We start from the raw sequence: 17,471 nt of genomic DNA, 5'->3' as shown, positions 1-17,471 counted from the left end.
ACCTGAACATGACTACAATAGCACCCTTACCATATTCGGTACATTGGGATGATACCCATATTACATTATTAAATCAACAAGCCCTTCCTTCCATAACTGAATTTATAGAACTTCATTCTGTTGATGATGTATATGACAGCATTTTGACTTTAAAAGTTCGCGGTGCCCCTGCAATTGGACTGACGGCAGCATTTGGTGTTGCACTTGGTGCCAAGCAGGAAACAACCGCTGATTTAGGGGAATTCAAGAAAAATGTAACGAGGCATATTGAAAAACTCGCCTCTTCACGGCCTACTGCAGTCAACCTTTTTTGGGCTTTAAAGAGGATGGAGAACACCTTGCAGGCTGCGCAAAGCATTTCAACTGCCAAGGAAGCACTTGTAGCGGAGGCTAAAGCCATCTTTGCTGAAGATGAAGAAATGTGCAGGAAAATCGGGGAACATGGTTTATCCCTATTCACTAGAGGTGATTCCATTCTAACGCATTGCAACGCTGGGGGAATTGCCACGGCTCGGTATGGCACAGCCTTGGCTCCCTTCCATCTGGCTAAAGAAAAGGACTTTCCGCTAAAAGTGTATGCATGTGAAACCAGGCCTGTCCTGCAAGGGGCGCGTTTGACTGCTTGGGAATTGATGCAAGCGGGGGTGGATGTCACATTAATTTCTGATAATATGGCTGCCCATACGATTCACCAGAAAGGAATAAATGGAATTATCGTCGGGGCCGACAGGATTGCGGCCAATGGAGATACAGCCAATAAAATCGGGACATTGGGATTGGCCATATTAGCCAAGCACTTTGGTATCCCCTTTTATGTGGCCGCACCATCAAGCACATTCGACCTGTCTATCGAATCCGGCACATCCATCCCGATCGAAGAACGGAATGAAGCGGAAATCACCTTCATTCAAGGTGTAAGGATCGCTCCGGAAAACGTGAAGACTTTCAATCCAGCCTTTGACGTTACACCGAATCATCTAATTACAAGCATCATTACCGAAAACGGCATCATAACACCGGATTTCTTCAAAAACATTCCGCATTTTGTTAATTGATCCAGGTTCCTTTATTGGTGATAAAAAACGAGAAGGATTTCTTATCCCTCTCGTTTTTTAAAGGTGATCGAATTAAGATTATTCTTGCGAGGTCTATAATACAATATTAAATTTCGAACATCTTCAGTTAATATAAGGATGTCTTCGATAATAAAAGATAATTGGACATTCTTATTATTTTGAAAAGAACTCCTGAAGTGCCTTTTTATTTTCAGTGCAGTCCATTTCCAAAACGGCTCCGGACTGGGGATATATTTCATCTTTAAAGCTTCCTTCCACTGGAACTCTTAAGGTTTCGACGGTGTCCGGTGTATGGAAAACGGCTTTTGGTCCCATTTCCATTATTGTGCTCAGACCAATATCTGTATCCAAGTACGATAGTCCTTGTTCTATGATACTAGGAAGGGCTGCCATCCCTTCGAAGGATGAGATTTGATTTATAAACGCTGTTTTTAATTGAACCATTACTTCTTGTTGACGCTCAATCCTTCCAAAATCACTTTCATCGTCATGTCTAAAACGGACAAATTTCAATATTTCCTCCCCATGTAAAACATTTTTACCGACGCTTGCTTGAATGCTCATATCATCAATGATTTCCTGGTCCACATTCACCGCCACCCCCTCAGGGGCAAGTAAATCGACCATCTTCACGAATCCCTGAAAGTCAATTACCGCTACATGGTCGACCTTGACACCGAAGTTTTCCTGTATGGTTTTCTTCAGCAATTCCCTGCCACCATAATAATAAGCTGCATTTATTTTGTTATATCCTGATTTATTCCCGGGGATTTTCACATAACTATCACGCATAATCGAAGCCAGCTTCAGTTTTTCCTGCTCAGGAAAGTATTTTGCCAGGATAATCGCATCTGATCGTGATTTTTCCTCTCCCCTTGTATCAACACCAATTAACAGAAATGTTTTCACGCTTTCCTGGTTCTCTTCTTTGGTTAGTTTTTTTTCCGTACCTGCATTTCCATTTTGTTTGGGTAAAGGGGCATAAGTGCAGGCTGCCAGAATCAAGATCAATAGATATATGAACAATACCTTTTCTTTCATTACCTCACCTCATCGGAAAATTACCCCTATTCTCTGCCTAATATTGGAATCCTATGCATGAAACGACAAAAAAAGCCTGCCAACGATAATCGCTGACAGGCTTTTAGGGCTAAATCATTTATTGATTTCTTTCTTTAATACTTCTACCGCCTTTTTCACTTGTGTGTCATTCTTAAGGATTTTCTCCTGGATGACCTGCATCAATTTCACGGTAGTATCATCCTTAATGGTGCCAGTTTCTTTAATTTTTTGTTCCCTTTGGAATGCTATGACCGCATTCGTGGTTGCTTCATCAAAGAATCCATCTATCTTACCTGGATCATGGCCCGCTTCCTTCAGCATCTCTTCAGCTGCTTTCACTTCACTCGAAGAATCGGATGCTTTCAATTCCTTTTCAGGGGAAATGTACGGAAGGCTGGCATAATCAGGAAGCTTCACATTAATATCCGGCTTGATCCCTTTTTTATGAATCCAATTGCCTTCAGGAGTCAACCATTTAGCTGCCGTATATTTGAAGTTAGATCCATCTTTAAAGGGTTTTTCGGCAGTCTGCACTGTCCCTTTCCCAAATGACTTGACACCAATCAATGGAATGTCCGCAGATTCACTGACAGCAGCTGCAACGATTTCAGAAGCACTGGCACTTCCGTCATCAATCAGCACGACTACCGGGATTTTCAGTTCTCCATCATTCACCGATTTTTCGACTTGTTTTTTCCCGCTGCGATCCTCAACCTGAAGGACCACTTCCCCATTAGGTATGAACAGGCTTGCCATTTCTATTGCTTGTTCAAGCAGTCCCCCCGGGTTTCCCCGCAAATCCAATACGAGACCCTTCATATCCTTCTTGGACATTTCTTCAAGCGCCGTTTTCAGCTCTTGGACTGTATGTTCGGAAAAACTGGTCACTTGAATTTTTGCAACTCCATCATCAAGCATTTCCGCATAAACCGTCTCAATCGGAATTGTGTCCCGTTTAATGGTGAGCTCAATCGGTTCCGACTCACCAGCTCTTGAGATGGATAGATCCACTTTCGTACCCTTCTCGCCCCTGATTTTCAGGACAGCTTCAGAAGAGCTTAGCCCTTCAACGCTTTTACCGTCCACACTTAAAATGATATCATTCGGCTTTACCCCTGCTTTTTCTGCTGGGGACCCTTTTATCGGTGAGACGACCATGATTTGTCCATCCTGCTCCTGAATCTCGGCACCGATTCCTTCAAAAGATGAAGAGATGCTTTCCTGGAAAGTCGATGCTTCCTTTTTATCCATATAAGCGGAGTACGGATCATCCAATGATTTGATCATTCCATTAATTGCCCCGTCAACAAGTTTTTCTTCATCAATCTCTTCATAATAGTTATCTTTTATCGTATCGTATGTAGAATACAGCTTTTCAAATTCCGAATGCTTATCCGGTGCTAATGACTCTACTTTTTCATCTCCAAAGGTCAAGGCTATTGTAGTAATCCCTGCAGTTAGAAATATGACCAAGAAAATCCCCATAATGAACGTAAACTTCTTTATTTTAATGAATTTCCCTGCCTCTTTTGGCTGTTTTTGATTTTCTTCTTCCACTGAAGCCTCACCACTTTCATTCTTCATGACGATATAAACGATTTCATTCCTATTTTATCAGCTTTCATGCCAATCGAAAAATAATAGTTATCAAAAATAACAACTTATAGCCATATGTATTTTTTAAAAAAACTTCAAATCATGGAGAATGCTCCAAGGACAACAGGCATCTCCTGATATTACAAAAATGCGGATACCTGGAACAAATGAGCCTGTATCCAACCTGCCATTATACAGCATCACTTATTCCTGGTCACCCGCCTGTCATTTACATCCAATTATCAGTCCTGGATAGCTGCTTCCAATGCCACTTCAACCATTTCGTTAAAGGTTGACTGGCGCTCATCCGCCGACGTTTCTTCACCAGTTAAAATGTGATCGGAAATGGTCAATACAGATAAAGCTTGGCGTCCAAATTTAGCAGCAAGCGTGTAAAGGGCCGCTGATTCCATTTCTATCGCAAGTATTTGGTATTTTGCCCATTTTTCCAATTCACTATTATCGTTATAAAACTGATCGGCCGTAAATACATTACCGACCTTCAATTGCAAGCCCTTTGCCGTGCCGGCGTCATAAGCTTTTCTAAGTAATTCGAAATCCGCGGTCGGGGCAAAGTCCACCCCGCCGAAAGTCATACGGTTCATTTGGGAATCGGTGGAAGCACTCATTGCAAGGATCACATCCCTGACTTTTACATCTTTTTGAATCGCTCCTGCAGTTCCCACACGAATCAACTTCTGGACATTATAGCTATTCATCAATTCATTCACGTAAATCGAAATGGATGGGACACCCATGCCTGTACCTTGTACAGAAATTCGTTTTCCTTTATATGTCCCTGTATATCCAAACATGTTACGAACTTCATTATAAAGTTTAGCATCCTCTAAAAATGTTTCAGCAATATATTTTGCACGCAACGGGTCCCCAGGAAGTAAGACCGTTTCCGCAATTTCATTCTCTTTTGCACCAATATGTACGCTCATACGACTATGTCCTCCTTAACTTGTGGTTGAAATGATATTCAAAAACTACTATACCATATCAACCACAAGTTAGGAAAATCGAACCTTATCTGGAACTTGAAAAATGGAAATCACGAAACGACTTTTGGCACCCTTCCTAAATCGCAAACAAAACGGCGGAGGTCCGCCGTCTTTTTTTAATGGTTAATAAAATTAAGGGAAAGGAAGCTGCTAACCGTCTAATGACAGCTACTCATCGACTTCTTCATCAATTATGCATTTTTCAAGAAGATATTCGAATGTGATGTCAGCAAGATCTTCAACTTCAGCTTCTGTTGGAAGATAGCCCCGTCTTATCAATTCTTGAAAAAAGAATTCCGCTATCTCTTCTGTATCGATAAAAACCTCAATTTCTCGCAAATCATCGCCCCCTTATTTAAAGGTCTATGAATGTGTAGAGACAAATATACCAGTAAGGCATCCCTTAATGGAAAAACATATGAAGGGTCTATCGTTATCAAGTTCCATTCGTGTTCAATTTGAATGGATACTTCTATAGGGAATCTGGAATTTGCCCTTTATAGATGCCTTTCACTTCGTTTGCTTCTTTTTATGATCTGGATAAATTTCCTCTGCCGCCTTTTCTATTTTAGCGAGGGCGATCTTCATGATGTGACGATATTCATCATCGCCAAAATGTTCGTAGAGCTTACAATAATCATTATATAAATCCAACAGGCCATCAATCATTTCCTTTTTTTCATCTTTTGTCATTGTCATTTCTCGCTCACCTTTACCAGGGTTGTTTTGTTTAGCAATGATAGCAAGCTCATTTTTCTTTTGAGGAAGGAGCAGACCCAACTTTTTAATGATTCCATCTGCTCGTTTAGCATCGGCAATCAAAGTCAGTTCTTCTTCATGCGCTTCAAGCCATTCACCATCAGAGATTCTTGATAACTCATAGATTACATCCTCCCAGGCATTTTCCTTATAGCGCCAAATTTCCGTTCGATAGCCGATAATCTTGAAATAATCCTGTTCATATCCATCCACTTGGACCAAGTCACCTAATAAAAATTTATATTCAATATCGATTTGTTCTTTCGGATAAAGGATTTCTCCTTCATATTCATTTATCGATTGCAATGTTTTTTCGATATAAAGACCTTCACTATAGTTCACTTCATACACATAAGCACCATCGAGAAATTTCACATCGGTTATATTCCCGACTGTCCCATACATTGTTATTACGACTGTATCGCCTAATTTAAATTTCGGCTGTTTTTTTTTGCCCATAAGAGACATCCCCCAATATGGTCCTTATCGTTTGATTAGTAAATTATATGCACAAACAAACATGGAGGTTAATGGAAATAAGCGGGCATTTTGCTCATTTAGCTAATTAACCGGCCCATTTATTTAAGGGCACTACAACCAAAAAAACCGCCTCATTTAATGAGACGGTTCGTAGTGGGGATTGTGAGCGTCACTTTCGTTCCTTCGTCGCGGACGCTCTCAATTTGGAATTTCCCTTTTAATTCCTCCATTATCTGAATGCATGTCGCCACACCTAATCCGTTTCCATCCGGTTTGGTGGTATAAAAGGGCATACCGATATTTTTTAAATTCTCGGGACTGATGCCTTTTCCATCATCGCTGATCACTAATCTTATATATTGGGAGGTGGAATTGTGATGCAGTTCAATCTGCCCCCTTGCTTCGATGGCTTCACATGCATTATTCAAGACATTCAAGAGAACCTGCCTTAACCGGTTCCTGTCTGAATAAACAATGACGGATTGTGTCACACCATTAATTATTCTTACATGAGAACTCGGAATTGAGGAAGTATAGGTATCTATAATTTCATCAAGGAAATCCTTTAAATCGATTTTCTCCCATTCCAGTTGATGCGGTTTTGCCAAATCAAGAAGTTGTGTCACAAATACATTGACCCGATCCACTTCATGAAGCATGACATCGCTATATTTTTCTATCAATGATTTATCATGATCCTGGCTCTTCAATAGTTGAAAAAAACCCTTTATTGTCGTCAATGGGTTCCTGATTTCATGGGCGACACCGGCAGCTAGCTGGCCTACATATTTCAATTTTTCCGTACGGACGATTTCCTTCTCACGATCTTCTATCGTTTCCATCATTCTTAGAAAGGCAAGGTTCAATTTTTCCATTTCCTCGAAGCTTCTTTTATCGGAAATGATGAATTCCTTTCCTCCTATGAAATCCTCTGTCGCTTCGACAAGTTCTTGAACTGGCCGAACGAGGGTCTTTGTTAGTAAATAGACAGCCAGAATGATAGAAACAAAAACGATGCTGTAGATGGTCAGGTACCGTGTCAATAGGTCATTCAAAGGCTGAAACACCTGCTTCTTATCAGCACCCACAACAACAAACCATTTATTCTCTGTTTGTGCTACCGTATGGACAGGCTGGATGGAATATATTTTTTCCCCATTCTCTTCACTGTATAATTCATCCGTTAACGATGCTCCCATCAGCTTATCTTTCGTTAATCCCATTTCTCTCAAGGCAGAATCCTGCATCATGCCATGTGGGTCTTTTTTCGAAATCATGATGCCTTCTTGGTTGATCATGTAAAAGTTGACTGGGTATTTATCGCTAATTTCATTAGCCTTTTTCTCCATCATCTCCCAAAGCCCTTCCAATCGGAAAGCTGTGGATACGACTCCGATCATTTCCCCTGAATTATCATATACCGGAGCACTCAGAGCTATAATCGGTTCTGAGAAAGCCCGGGTTTTATATACGTCTGAAAGGAATTCATGACCTTCTATTGCCTCTTTGAACCATATTCTCTTCGCGAGGTTATCCCCGATCATTTTATTGGATGTATCTGCAATGACATTGCCTTCCATATCCAAATGCAAAACTCCGTAATAATTTCCTTTTGCATCGATAAACTTTTTTAGTTCATCTGACTTCTCTTCTTTTGAGTGGCCAGGATTGATGATTGCAGAATTTGCACTCATTAACTTCACATCACTGATCCGTTCGTTCAAATAGCTGTATGTTTCATTTACAATATTCAGTGAACCTGCATTCAGGGCATTTTTTGCTTCCTTCTCCAGAAGGGAGCGTTGTGATCCATAGGATATGATTCCCAAAATCAGAAGAGGAACACTTGCAATAAGTAAAGAATAAAGCAAAATTCGGGTTTGAAGGCTTTTTAACATCCTTCCGATCCTCCCTATTCCTGATCTCCCAATATGAGTCCTTCTTCTATTTGGACATACTGTTCCCACGCTTGATCGAATACCGACATACTTTCGAGATAGTCTGCATTCAATTCTAAATAACTGCTCAGTTCATTATAATCAGTCGATTGTTTTGGGAAGCCATGATCCTCATAGGCATAATTGGCAAATTTAGTGATTGCATCAATTTCCTTTGGTTGTCTAAATTTCATTAAATATAAATAAAATGGTCTCATGATGTCGAGCCCCCCCTAAAATAACTATGATTTCTGCTTTAATATATCGGAAACTTTCGCTTCCGTCCACTTTTTTAAAAAACAATTTGGTTTTTTCTTCCTCATTTTATGAAAACCGCGATTTTTCAACACAAAATGCATACGTTAAATTACGAAGCTATACTAACATATCGTACTCATTCCATATTGATTACATCCTTTTAAGATTTTTTTATATGATTCGATAAAGGAAAGCGAAGTGCTTAAATATTATTTATCCTACTCTTCAACCAATAAACCCCATTCCCATAATAAAACACGCGGCGCATGTCCTAACATGCTGCTTGAAGGCTGGCGGAATTTCTTCAAAAACTTATTAGCCAATTTAAACGCTGGCGATCATTTTCTGAAATGGAAAATCCCCTTCACCTAGGATAGAAATAGTGGTTTACACTATTCTGTCTAAAATGAGGGGATTAATTCATTTATGGAAATGTAATACACCTGCCGCTAAAAGTCAAAGTAATTACGTTTCAACAGCCTTTTCATGTTCATTAGCTCACTGTACTTCGTTTGTTTTTCAAGCTTTTTCGAATCAATTAAAAATAATTGATCTTCAATTTCCTTCACTATTTCATCACTTTGAAAAAAGGCATCGCAACTTTCACAATGAGATGAAGGGGTTTCCGTAATTTCAACCGCCCTCGAACCATCCGGCAGTTCCCAATACACAGTCCCCTTTACTGATGCAAGCTTCCCTTTCTCACACCATGGACACATCTCCATGCTATTCATCCCCCTTAGGAGTGCTCTTTTTTTGCTGTGCCTGGAATTTCTTTTCTTTTAACAAATCACGCTTTTCACGTTTGTTTTTCAATGAAGCATGCTCTGGGTTGGTCACGTAATTTTCCCGTCGGTTCATTCGCTTCAGCCCTTCAGGCACTAAATTGAATTGCTTGTCGTTCATTAAACCAGATACACCTATATCTGACTGTTTTTCTTCCATATCAGGATATACCCCTTTGAAATAATCATCTGCAAGTCCTGGTGTATATTGCTCAGGTTCAGGATATGTGGTTATCACACCTTCAAAATTGCGCAGTACCGTTTTTGTTGGAGATTGTGAAAGGATATAATTCGGCTGCAGGGTGATTTTCCCTCCCCCTCCTGGAGCATCGACGACGAAGGCAGGTACAGCATACCCGGATGTATGGCCCCGGAGCCCTTCGATGATTTCAATTCCTTTTGAAATGGGTGCCCTGAAATGACCGATCCCTTCCGAGAGGTCGCACTGATAGATATAGTAAGGGCGGACACGGATCTTAACAAGATCATGCATCAGCTTTTTCATGATTGCGACACTGTCATTTATCCCCGCTAAAATAACTGCCTGGTTGCCTACAGGTACACCCGCATCGGCAAGCATCTCACATGCTTTCTTTGACTCTTCGGTAATTTCTATCGAGGTATTGAAATGAGTATTCAGCCAAACCGGGTGATATTTTTTTAAAATGGCACATAAATTTTCAGTGATTCTTTGAGGAAAAACAACCGGTGCCCGTGTACCTATCCTGATTATTTCAACATGAGGAATTTCCCTTAAGTTTTTGAGGATATATTCAAGGATCGTGTCATTGATCAATAATCCGTCCCCGCCGGAAATAAGGACATCCCGAACTGCCGGTGTGTCACGTATATAACCGATTGCAGCGTCCAATTGTTTTTTGGGCACGCCCATGCCAATTTGGCCTGAAAAACGTCTTCGCGTACAATAACGGCAGTACATGGAACATTGATTCGTCACCAAAAAAAGAACGCGATCCGGATATCTATGGGTCAATCCCGGTACAGGGGAGTCCTCATCCTCATGCAGGGGGTCTTCCATGTCATATTTGGTTTTATGCATTTCTTCCGAGATTGGGACCGATTGCATCCTGATTGGACACCTTGGGTCATCTTTATTCATTAACGAAGCATAGTATGGGGTGATATTCAATGGAATGGTTTTTGTGGAAATCCTCACACCTTCCTCTTCATCCGGAGTCAGGTTTATCACTTTTTTCAAATCATCAACTGTTCGGATCGTATTTGTAAGCTGCCACAGCCAGTTGTTCCATTGTTCTTCGGTTACATCTTTCCATAGCTCTATATCTTTCCAATTGCGATCTGGCTTATATAAGTCAAATAACATGGTTATACCTCCTGAGTTATGATAGTAGTATTAAATGCAAGAAGGGTGCCAAAATGACCCAAAAATTCGAATGCCCATAAAAAAAACCGGACTGCAGGCTACATCCGGATTTTTTCCATCAAACATGTTTTTTTATTTTATATTGCAAGGTCTGTCTTGGAATTTGCAATAGCTTCGATGCTTGGAAAACGTTACCGTTCGTTTGAAGAAGGGCCTCGGTAATCAATTTTGTTTCCATCTCAATCATGGCCTCACGAAGCGGAAGTATTTTTTCGGATGGGTTGCGCTTCTTTAAAAACTGGGGCAAATCTTCAAGATTCATAACATCATTTTCCGTATGGTTCATCATGAATTCTATCGTATGTTTAAGTTCCCTTACATTTCCAGGCCAGTGATATTTCCGAAAAAAATCCTTTGTCTTCTCATCCATGCCTTTTATGGACAGCCCTAATTTACTGTTAAATATTGATATGAAATGTTCAGAAAGAAGCTCTATATCATCAATCCGTTCCCTTAGCGGAGGCAGCTCGTAGCTCAATACGTTCAATCGGTAAAATAAATCCGGCCTTAGCCTGTTTTCCGATACGGCCTTTTTCGGATCAATATTCATCGCTGCCATGATCCTGACATTCACCTGTACACTTTTTGTGCCACCTATCCTCCTGATGAACCCATCTTCAAGCACGCGCAGGAGCTTTGCCTGCAAGTCAATCGGCATCGATTGCAATTCATCCAAAAACAAGGTTCCGCCGTTGGCCAATTCAAACAATCCCTGTCGCTCCACAGCACCAGTGTAGCTTCCTTTTGCCGTACCGAATAGAAGCGATTCCAATAAACTTTCTGGTAGGGCCGCACAATTTTGCGCGATGAAAGGTTCTTTACTGCGGCTCGATTCCTGGTGGATGCTTTGAACAAAAAGCTCTTTTCCTACACCGCTTTCCCCATAAACCAATACCGATGAGGTGGAGCGGGCAGCCTTTTTACCTTGGGATATCAAACCTTTAAACCCCTTATCACTTGTCAGGATTTCAGTGAAAGAATACAATCCGCCGTTCCCAGTCGTTTTCCTTTCAGGACTTTTGATTGTCTTGAGCGAGCTTTCCAGATCAGCTAACCTTTCCGATAATTGCTTCAAGCTTGAATAATCCTTTGCAATTTCTATTGCACCTATCATAAACCCATCTACATATATGGGTAGAGTAGTATTTAGCGTCTCAATGATACGCCCATGAGCATTTACATACGATTGACTATAGTTATAGATTGGTTTTTCAGATTTAATGACCCGGAGTAACGTCGATGATTTGTGATTCAAAGAAGGGAACGCTTCAAGCAACGGTTTCCCGAGCACTTCACTTCTTTTCATCCCATCAAGATTGGCGGCCACTCCGTTATAAAAGATGGTCTGTCCTTTTGGATCTATCACATGAATGCCTTCATCAATGGTTTCTAATATCGCTTCCAACACTTCACTTGTATTAAAAAATTCACTAGGCAAGCTATCCCTCCTCAATACCTTCTTGCTAGATGTATATGAGGAAATGCCAAAAACTTGTCATAAACCGCCTAAAAATGAGCATTCAACTAAAGTTTTTCACCCAAAGATTCATATCTTCCAGTTTATCAAAGATATAACAATTATTGGCCAAACGTCCGCGGTACGAGTATCCATGCTGATGCAATGCAGCATTCATGCCGAACGAGAGCGACCGGGCAATCGAATAGATACAATAAATGCCGTGTGAAATAAGATAGTCTTCAAGCGCGGAAATCAAGTGTTTCATCAAGCCGTACTGCCGATGTTCCGGCAATGTCGCACAATCAGTGATTTCTGCATTATGGTAAAAGGAATTAATTTCTGCGGAAGCAGCACTGACGATCCTCTCTTCATGGACATAAATATAAAAAACCGTTCCCATTTCCATGCACTTTTTCACATATACCGGATCATTCATCGGTGTGGGATACACCTCGAAAACTTTCCCATACAGTTGGGCCAGCTGAAGTGCATCTGCCACTTCAGCTTTACGGCCTTGATAGGCTGACGGCGGTTCATCCAGTCCGGATTTAATCGGCAGCCTCTGAACATCGGTAAGGATTTGATCTTCCCTTTCCCATTCAGCACTGTTGCGCCTTTCAATCGTGTTATATTTAACAAGGAAGAAACAATCGCTTCCCAAAAAGAATTTATCGATGCTTCCTTCATATAGAAAGCCCTGAGCAAGCAATGCCATAACGTTTTCCTTGCGGGACTTGAAGATGATTTTTTCTGCTGATATGCTTTTAGCCACCTTCAAAGATTCCTCCACGCATTCTTGAAAGTGCCCTAGATAATCATCAACCCTGATTCGCTTATTAAAATGGTCGATCGTAATATGTATGGTGCACATTGGCTTTTGAATTCTTTTTTCGATGATTCCAGCCTCCATTTGTCCCGCTCCTTTCACATCTTCGAAAATTGTTGCGAAAGGCCTGACCCTTCCTGGGATCAGACCTTGGGAAAAATGATTATTCCTGGTCCACCCCACACCATTCAATAATGGTCAATGCGATGATTTCCGCAACTTCCATCATTTTATCCACCTCTATATATTCGTTCGAATCATGGGCCATCTTCGTTTCCCCTGGTCCAAACACAACGACGGGGGTAGAACCAACCGATGAAAGATACCCTCCATCCGTCGCCCATGGTGAAGCTTCGACAAGCGGTTCTTCCCCGACCACTTTTTCATAGTATGTGCCAATTGTCTTCATGAGCGGGTGATTGATTTCAAGATTGCCAGGCAGCCATCTGGCCCCAAACCATTCTAATTCAATAGGTCTTTCTTTGAACCATGCATCACTCTCGTTTAAAGCATCTATTCGCTCCTTCAGCGATTTTTGTGCCTCTTCCATGGTTTCTGTAGGGGCGATGCCGAATCTTCCTTCCAGGACGGCTGTATCCGGCACGGAGGAAGGCCAATTCCCGCTTTGGATGCTACCAATATTGATTGGAATGGGGATAGGGACATTTTTATAGAGTGAATGACGGAGTGACTCATTCCGTTCTTGTTCAAGCATCTTGATTTCTTTCATTACAACAACCGCTTTATCAATTGCACTGACTCCTTCATACCTAGTGCCTCCATGTGCAGACTTGCCTTTTATTCTCAGACGAAACCACATCGAACCTTGCTGTAATGGGAATAGTTTCATATTTGTAGGTTCCGGAATGATTGCACCATCAGCTTTATACCCGCGTATGACTGCCGCAAGTGTGCCGGCACCACCGCTTTCCTCTTCAATCACACTCTGAAATATCAAATCCCCCTTCAATTGGATTCCAGATTCGACGATCGCTTCAATGGCCAGCAATAAAGATACATTGCCGCCTTTCATATCCGTCGTTCCCCGCCCGAAAACTTTCCCGTCCATCAACTTGCCGCTATAGGGTTCATCGTGCCATGCTGCATGATCACCTTCCGGAACTACATCAATATGTCCGTTTAAAATAAGGGATTTCCCCTTGCCTGTTCCTCTTCTAATGGCCACAAGGTTCGGATTTCCTTTAAAATCCCTGCGGTCGCAATAAAAATGGGGATGTTTTCTTAATTGTTCATCCCCGATTTCCCAAAGATCTATTTCCAGACCAAGTTGTCTGCACTTCTCGACCACTATTGCTTGTGCACTTCCTTCTTGGCCCCTTTTGCTCGGTTCCTGAACCAGTTTTTGCAAAAGCTGAACCCCATTCATCCGATGTTCATTCAGCCATGTTCTTATTTTTTCCTCATACATATCCATTCTCCTCTCTCATTCTTTTAATTTGTGGATGTTTTCAGAGACAGTAAACGAGGCTTCGGTCCGATTCCTGATTTCCTCAATGCTGGACGTATCAAATACATCAGTTAATAGGAGGCCCTCCGAAGTTACGGAAAACACGCCTAATTCGGTGATGATCATATGTACGCATTTCTGGGCTGTTAACGGCAACGTACATGTTTTGACTAATTTAGACATGCCCGCTTTATCGTTATGTTCCATCAAGACAATGACCTTTTTTGCCTTTGCAGCCAGTTCCATTGCACCGCCCATGCCTGGCACCCGCTTTCCCGGAACAATCCAATTAGCGAGATCCCCCGCTTGACTTACTTGAAGGGCTCCTAGAATCGTGATATCCACCATGCCGCGACGTATCATTCCAAATGCAACAGTACTGTCGCAGTAAGAAGCCCCGGCTCTAATGGTGATCGGCAATCCCCCAGCATTGCAAAGATGCGCATCTTCCTTCCCCGTTTCAGGAGTACTGCCCATTCCCACAAGGCCATTTTCTGCATGAAACATAACTTTATGATCATCCCAAAGATGATTCGGTACAAGTGATGGAATGCCAATTCCCAAATTGACCAGCATCCCATCGCTTATTTCTGCTGCTGCCCGTTTCGCTATTCTGTTTCTATCCCCTGTTCCCAAACCCATTTCCAATCGACTCCTTTTGATGGAATGATATAATCCACAAAGGCACCCGGTACAATGATGTTCTCTGGATCCAAAGTGCCCAGCGGAACGATTTGCCTGACTTCGACTATAGTGATCTGTCCGGCCGCAGCAACGATTGGATTCGTATTCCTGGCACTTTTATCGAATAGAAGATTTCCATAAGGATCTGCCATTTCTGCGTAAACAATGGCGATATCTGCAGTTAATGCCGATTCCACCAGATAATTTTTCTTACCTAGCTTTACGGTTTGCTTGCCTTCCCTGACGATATCGGCTTCCATTCCAATATCGGTCAATATTCCGCCGAGTCCCATCCCTCCGGCCCGGATGCGTTCGACAAGAGTCCCTTGCGGACAGAACTCCACTTCGAGTTCACCATTGTTCATTAATAGTCCTGCATTGGGATTGGAACCGATATGGGAAACGATGACTTTTTTCGCTCGGCGCTGGGTGACCAGTTTTCCGATTCCGATATCTGGGAAACCTGTATCGTTCCCAATCAAGGTTAAATCCTTAATACCTGATTCCAAAATCATATTGATCAATCCCGGAGGCGTCCCTATGCCACCGAATCCCCCAAATAGGATGGACTGTTTATCTTTAAAGTGATGGCGGACATCTTCCAAACGACAAATCTTCTGGAATGTATTTTCCACCACTATGACTCACTTCCTTGTTGTGATGATCGTTTACCTATCGAATCATTAAATTGTCCAAACGTTATATCGACCCTCATTAACAATTCAGCACACTCCTCTTCCGATATCGTTAGCGGCGGGGAGATGATGAGCGCTGCCCCTGTTACACCGTCAAGGCCTGCAGCTGCGGGATAAAGAAGGATTCCGTTCCTCATTCCCAATTCAATGATTTGATTGGTCACATCTGCGTCCTTCGGAAATGGGGCCTTCGTTGCTTTATCCAGGACAAATTCGATGCCAATCAATAAACCTCTCCCGCGTATATCACCGATAAAGGAATACTTCCCTGCCAACTTTTTCAGACCCCTAATCAGATAATTTCCCCTGTCGGCTGATTTTTCGACAAGTTCATTCCTTTCGACATATTCTAAAACCGCCAAAGATACCGCACACGATAACGGATTTGCACTTAAAGTATGACCTCCTATAATTGACTTCGAGCCTTTCATTATGGGTTCCATCACGTTTTTGGTCATTACTGCTGCCGCTATTGGGGTATACCCCCCACTCATACCTTTACCTAATGTCACGATATCAGGTTCCACATCCCAATATTCGGAAGCAAGCATCTTACCGGTACGTCCAAATCCGGTCATTACTTCATCCGCAATGAATAAAATATCATTCTCTTCGCAGATTTTCTTGAGTTTTTGAAAATAACCGTCAGGAGGAACAATGGCCCCTCCGGCTGCGCCGATAACAGGTTCTGCAATGAACGCCGCTATATTTTCACTGCCAATGCGTCGGATTGATGCTTCCAATTCCGAAGCACAGGCCATTCCGCAAGTATGTTGGTCAAGTTGAAGTGGACATCGGTAACAATATGGAGGAGATACAGAAGGATATGATTCAAGCAAAGGAGTAAAGCGTTCCCGGCGAATCGGATGTCCAGACATTGAAAGAGCTCCCATCGTGATGCCATGGTAGCTCATCCACCTCGATATGATTTTCTGTTTCTTTGGCTTCCCTTTTTCCTGCCAATGCTGAATGGCAATTTTCAATGCCGTTTCAGTCGCCTCGGAACCGCTGTTTACAAAAAAGCTGTATGTCAGTTCCCCTTTGGTCAATTCTGCAATTTTCCCGGCGAGTTTCTCTGCAGCATCGCTGGTAAATTGGGAACGATACACAAATGAAACCTGTTTAGCCTGTTTTACCATCGCCTCAATGATTTCCTGGACTCCATGGCCAATATTGGCTGTAACAGCACCGGATGAAGCATCGAGGTAATCCTTTCCATTTTTATCGTATAAAAACACTCCCTGACCATGACTGATAGTCGGGTAGTCTCCTCCCAGGACCGGTTTGATCAATGAAGACTGCTCCATAAGCCCACACACTCCTTCTCTATAAAAACAAATGCCATATAGTAAAGTGTATGTCCAGATGAAGGCAATCTTGCTAAGGAAATTGGCCTAAGCATGTATACGGATAATTTCTTGGTTTCATGGGTGATTGTCCAAAAATGGCGACAAAAAAAGTGTATCCGCGAGAGATACACTTTTTTCTTACAATACGCTATTTAGTTTTTCTTCACGAATGGATTCCAAAAAACTTTCATCCTTTAAAACAGCCAACACATTTTTATAAAAAGCAGTTTTATCGATAATTGAAGTATGTACATATTCATACTCTTTTAAAGACGGATGACGCAAAACATTTTTCATGCAGGAATGACAAACTTTTTTAGTTCCTAACTTATAGTAGTTCAAGTTACTTGCATCCCCGTTAGAAGTGTCTTCGTTACATACGGAACATGTATGGCTCACACGGCCTTTTTTATTATACTCGGCCAAAGCCCCTTCTAAACGAATGGATGCTGGAATTGTTAATAACACATAATCACCTTTTCTATTTTAAATCTCTTAGTATTATATCAGAAAAATAAAGAATTTGAACTATTAGACTCATATTCCCTAATAATGCTTGTAAAATAGGACAATTTCCAGGGCTGACAAGAGGAAAGACTCCTAATATACACCATAATGCAAACCA

The 17,471-nt window shown here is 41.7% G+C and carries 17 protein-coding genes; 1 reads left to right on the top strand and 16 read right to left on the bottom strand.

The window, feature by feature from the left end; genetic code table 11:
* The first annotated feature begins 8 nt into the window (after positions 1-8).
* A complete protein-coding gene (gene mtnA / locus ACZ9AO_RS09670) occupies positions 9-1,055 on the top strand; it encodes an S-methyl-5-thioribose-1-phosphate isomerase (protein WP_476108954.1) in 1,047 nt (348 codons plus the stop codon).
* 174 nt (positions 1,056-1,229) lie between these two features.
* Here the strand turns inward: mtnA and ACZ9AO_RS09665 are convergent, their stop codons facing one another.
* The 16 genes from ACZ9AO_RS09665 to ACZ9AO_RS09590 all read right to left on the bottom strand — a co-directional run bounded on the left by ACZ9AO_RS09665 (position 1,230) and on the right by ACZ9AO_RS09590 (position 17,314).
* Positions 1,230-2,117, bottom strand: a complete 888-nt coding sequence (locus ACZ9AO_RS09665) for an LCP family protein (RefSeq protein WP_476108953.1) — start codon at positions 2,115-2,117, stop codon at positions 1,230-1,232.
* 114 nt (positions 2,118-2,231) lie between these two features.
* Positions 2,232-3,695: a lmo1851 family serine protease gene (locus ACZ9AO_RS09660; protein WP_476108952.1), complete on the bottom strand. Its 1,464-nt coding sequence runs from the start codon at positions 3,693-3,695 to the stop codon at positions 2,232-2,234.
* 281 nt (positions 3,696-3,976) lie between these two features.
* Positions 3,977-4,681 (bottom strand): purine-nucleoside phosphorylase, encoded by a 705-nt coding sequence (deoD, locus tag ACZ9AO_RS09655; RefSeq protein ID WP_034307509.1) that lies wholly within the window; start codon positions 4,679-4,681, stop codon positions 3,977-3,979.
* Positions 4,682-4,909: 228 nt separating this feature from the next.
* Positions 4,910-5,080 carry a YozD family protein gene (locus ACZ9AO_RS09650; protein WP_064505166.1) on the bottom strand — a complete coding sequence of 57 codons (171 nt, stop codon included), beginning with the start codon at positions 5,078-5,080 and terminating at the stop codon, positions 4,910-4,912.
* 171 nt (positions 5,081-5,251) lie between these two features.
* Positions 5,252-5,959 (bottom strand): hypothetical protein, encoded by a 708-nt coding sequence (locus ACZ9AO_RS09645; RefSeq protein WP_034307510.1) that lies wholly within the window; start codon positions 5,957-5,959, stop codon positions 5,252-5,254.
* 152 nt (positions 5,960-6,111) lie between these two features.
* Positions 6,112-7,878 carry an ATP-binding protein gene (locus tag ACZ9AO_RS09640; RefSeq protein WP_476108951.1) on the bottom strand — a complete coding sequence of 589 codons (1,767 nt, stop codon included), beginning with the start codon at positions 7,876-7,878 and terminating at the stop codon, positions 6,112-6,114.
* 14 nt (positions 7,879-7,892) lie between these two features.
* Positions 7,893-8,135, bottom strand: a complete 243-nt coding sequence (locus tag ACZ9AO_RS09635) for a YozE family protein (RefSeq protein ID WP_034307512.1) — start codon at positions 8,133-8,135, stop codon at positions 7,893-7,895.
* Between the two features lie 489 nt (positions 8,136-8,624).
* Positions 8,625-8,900, bottom strand: a complete 276-nt coding sequence (locus ACZ9AO_RS09630; protein WP_034307515.1) for a YokU family protein — start codon at positions 8,898-8,900, stop codon at positions 8,625-8,627.
* A gap of 1 nt (position 8,901) precedes the next feature.
* Entirely contained in the window at positions 8,902-10,305 is a 1,404-nt protein-coding gene (kamA, locus tag ACZ9AO_RS09625; protein WP_053535371.1) for a lysine 2,3-aminomutase, read from the bottom strand.
* 118 nt (positions 10,306-10,423) lie between these two features.
* Positions 10,424-11,803, bottom strand: coding sequence for a sigma-54 interaction domain-containing protein (locus ACZ9AO_RS09620; protein ID WP_476108950.1), 1,380 nt, complete (start codon positions 11,801-11,803; stop codon positions 10,424-10,426).
* A gap of 82 nt (positions 11,804-11,885) precedes the next feature.
* The gene (gene ablB / locus ACZ9AO_RS09615; protein WP_476108949.1) at positions 11,886-12,734 is read right to left on the bottom strand and encodes a putative beta-lysine N-acetyltransferase; all 849 of its coding nucleotides are present in this window, start codon (positions 12,732-12,734) and stop codon (positions 11,886-11,888) included.
* Between the two features lie 79 nt (positions 12,735-12,813).
* The gene (locus ACZ9AO_RS09610) at positions 12,814-14,085 is read right to left on the bottom strand and encodes a peptidase (RefSeq protein ID WP_095395353.1); all 1,272 of its coding nucleotides are present in this window, start codon (positions 14,083-14,085) and stop codon (positions 12,814-12,816) included.
* Between the two features lie 9 nt (positions 14,086-14,094).
* The gene (locus tag ACZ9AO_RS09605) at positions 14,095-14,760 is read right to left on the bottom strand and encodes a 3-oxoacid CoA-transferase subunit B (RefSeq protein WP_251540178.1); all 666 of its coding nucleotides are present in this window, start codon (positions 14,758-14,760) and stop codon (positions 14,095-14,097) included.
* On the bottom strand, positions 14,727-15,437 hold the full coding sequence (locus ACZ9AO_RS09600) for a 3-oxoacid CoA-transferase subunit A (protein ID WP_048686783.1): 711 nt from the start codon (positions 15,435-15,437) through the stop codon (positions 14,727-14,729). The genes ACZ9AO_RS09605 and ACZ9AO_RS09600 overlap by 34 nt, the downstream gene beginning before the upstream one ends.
* Before the next feature lie 2 nt (positions 15,438-15,439).
* Positions 15,440-16,804 carry an aspartate aminotransferase family protein gene (locus tag ACZ9AO_RS09595; RefSeq protein WP_476108948.1) on the bottom strand — a complete coding sequence of 455 codons (1,365 nt, stop codon included), beginning with the start codon at positions 16,802-16,804 and terminating at the stop codon, positions 15,440-15,442.
* Positions 16,805-16,984: 180 nt separating this feature from the next.
* Entirely contained in the window at positions 16,985-17,314 is a 330-nt protein-coding gene (locus tag ACZ9AO_RS09590) for a hypothetical protein (protein ID WP_458340736.1), read from the bottom strand.
* Between the last annotated feature and the right edge of the window lie 157 nt (positions 17,315-17,471).

The sequence above is a fragment of the Peribacillus sp. TE19612 genome (genome assembly GCF_056279465.1).
The sequence above is the reverse complement of the archived record's forward strand: the minus strand, read 5'-3'. Positions and strand labels throughout refer to the sequence as shown.

Coding starts and splice junctions, on each gene's coding strand:
- ACZ9AO_RS09665 (WP_476108953.1), bottom strand. CDS start 2,117: ATGAAAGAAAAGGTATTGTTCATATATCTATTGATCTTGATTCTGGCA.
- ACZ9AO_RS09610 (WP_095395353.1), bottom strand. CDS start 14,085: ATGGATATGTATGAGGAAAAAATAAGAACATGGCTGAATGAACATCGG.
- ACZ9AO_RS09640 (WP_476108951.1), bottom strand. CDS start 7,878: ATGTTAAAAAGCCTTCAAACCCGAATTTTGCTTTATTCTTTACTTATT.
- ACZ9AO_RS09635 (WP_034307512.1), bottom strand. CDS start 8,135: ATGAGACCATTTTATTTATATTTAATGAAATTTAGACAACCAAAGGAA.
- ACZ9AO_RS09605 (WP_251540178.1), bottom strand. CDS start 14,760: ATGGGTTTGGGAACAGGGGATAGAAACAGAATAGCGAAACGGGCAGCA.
- ACZ9AO_RS09645 (WP_034307510.1), bottom strand. CDS start 5,959: ATGGGCAAAAAAAAACAGCCGAAATTTAAATTAGGCGATACAGTCGTA.
- ablB (WP_476108949.1), bottom strand. CDS start 12,734: ATGGAGGCTGGAATCATCGAAAAAAGAATTCAAAAGCCAATGTGCACC.
- kamA (WP_053535371.1), bottom strand. CDS start 10,305: ATGTTATTTGACTTATATAAGCCAGATCGCAATTGGAAAGATATAGAG.
- mtnA (WP_476108954.1), top strand. CDS start 9: ATGACTACAATAGCACCCTTACCATATTCGGTACATTGGGATGATACC.
- ACZ9AO_RS09630 (WP_034307515.1), bottom strand. CDS start 8,900: ATGGAGATGTGTCCATGGTGTGAGAAAGGGAAGCTTGCATCAGTAAAG.
- ACZ9AO_RS09595 (WP_476108948.1), bottom strand. CDS start 16,804: ATGGAGCAGTCTTCATTGATCAAACCGGTCCTGGGAGGAGACTACCCG.
- deoD (WP_034307509.1), bottom strand. CDS start 4,681: ATGAGCGTACATATTGGTGCAAAAGAGAATGAAATTGCGGAAACGGTC.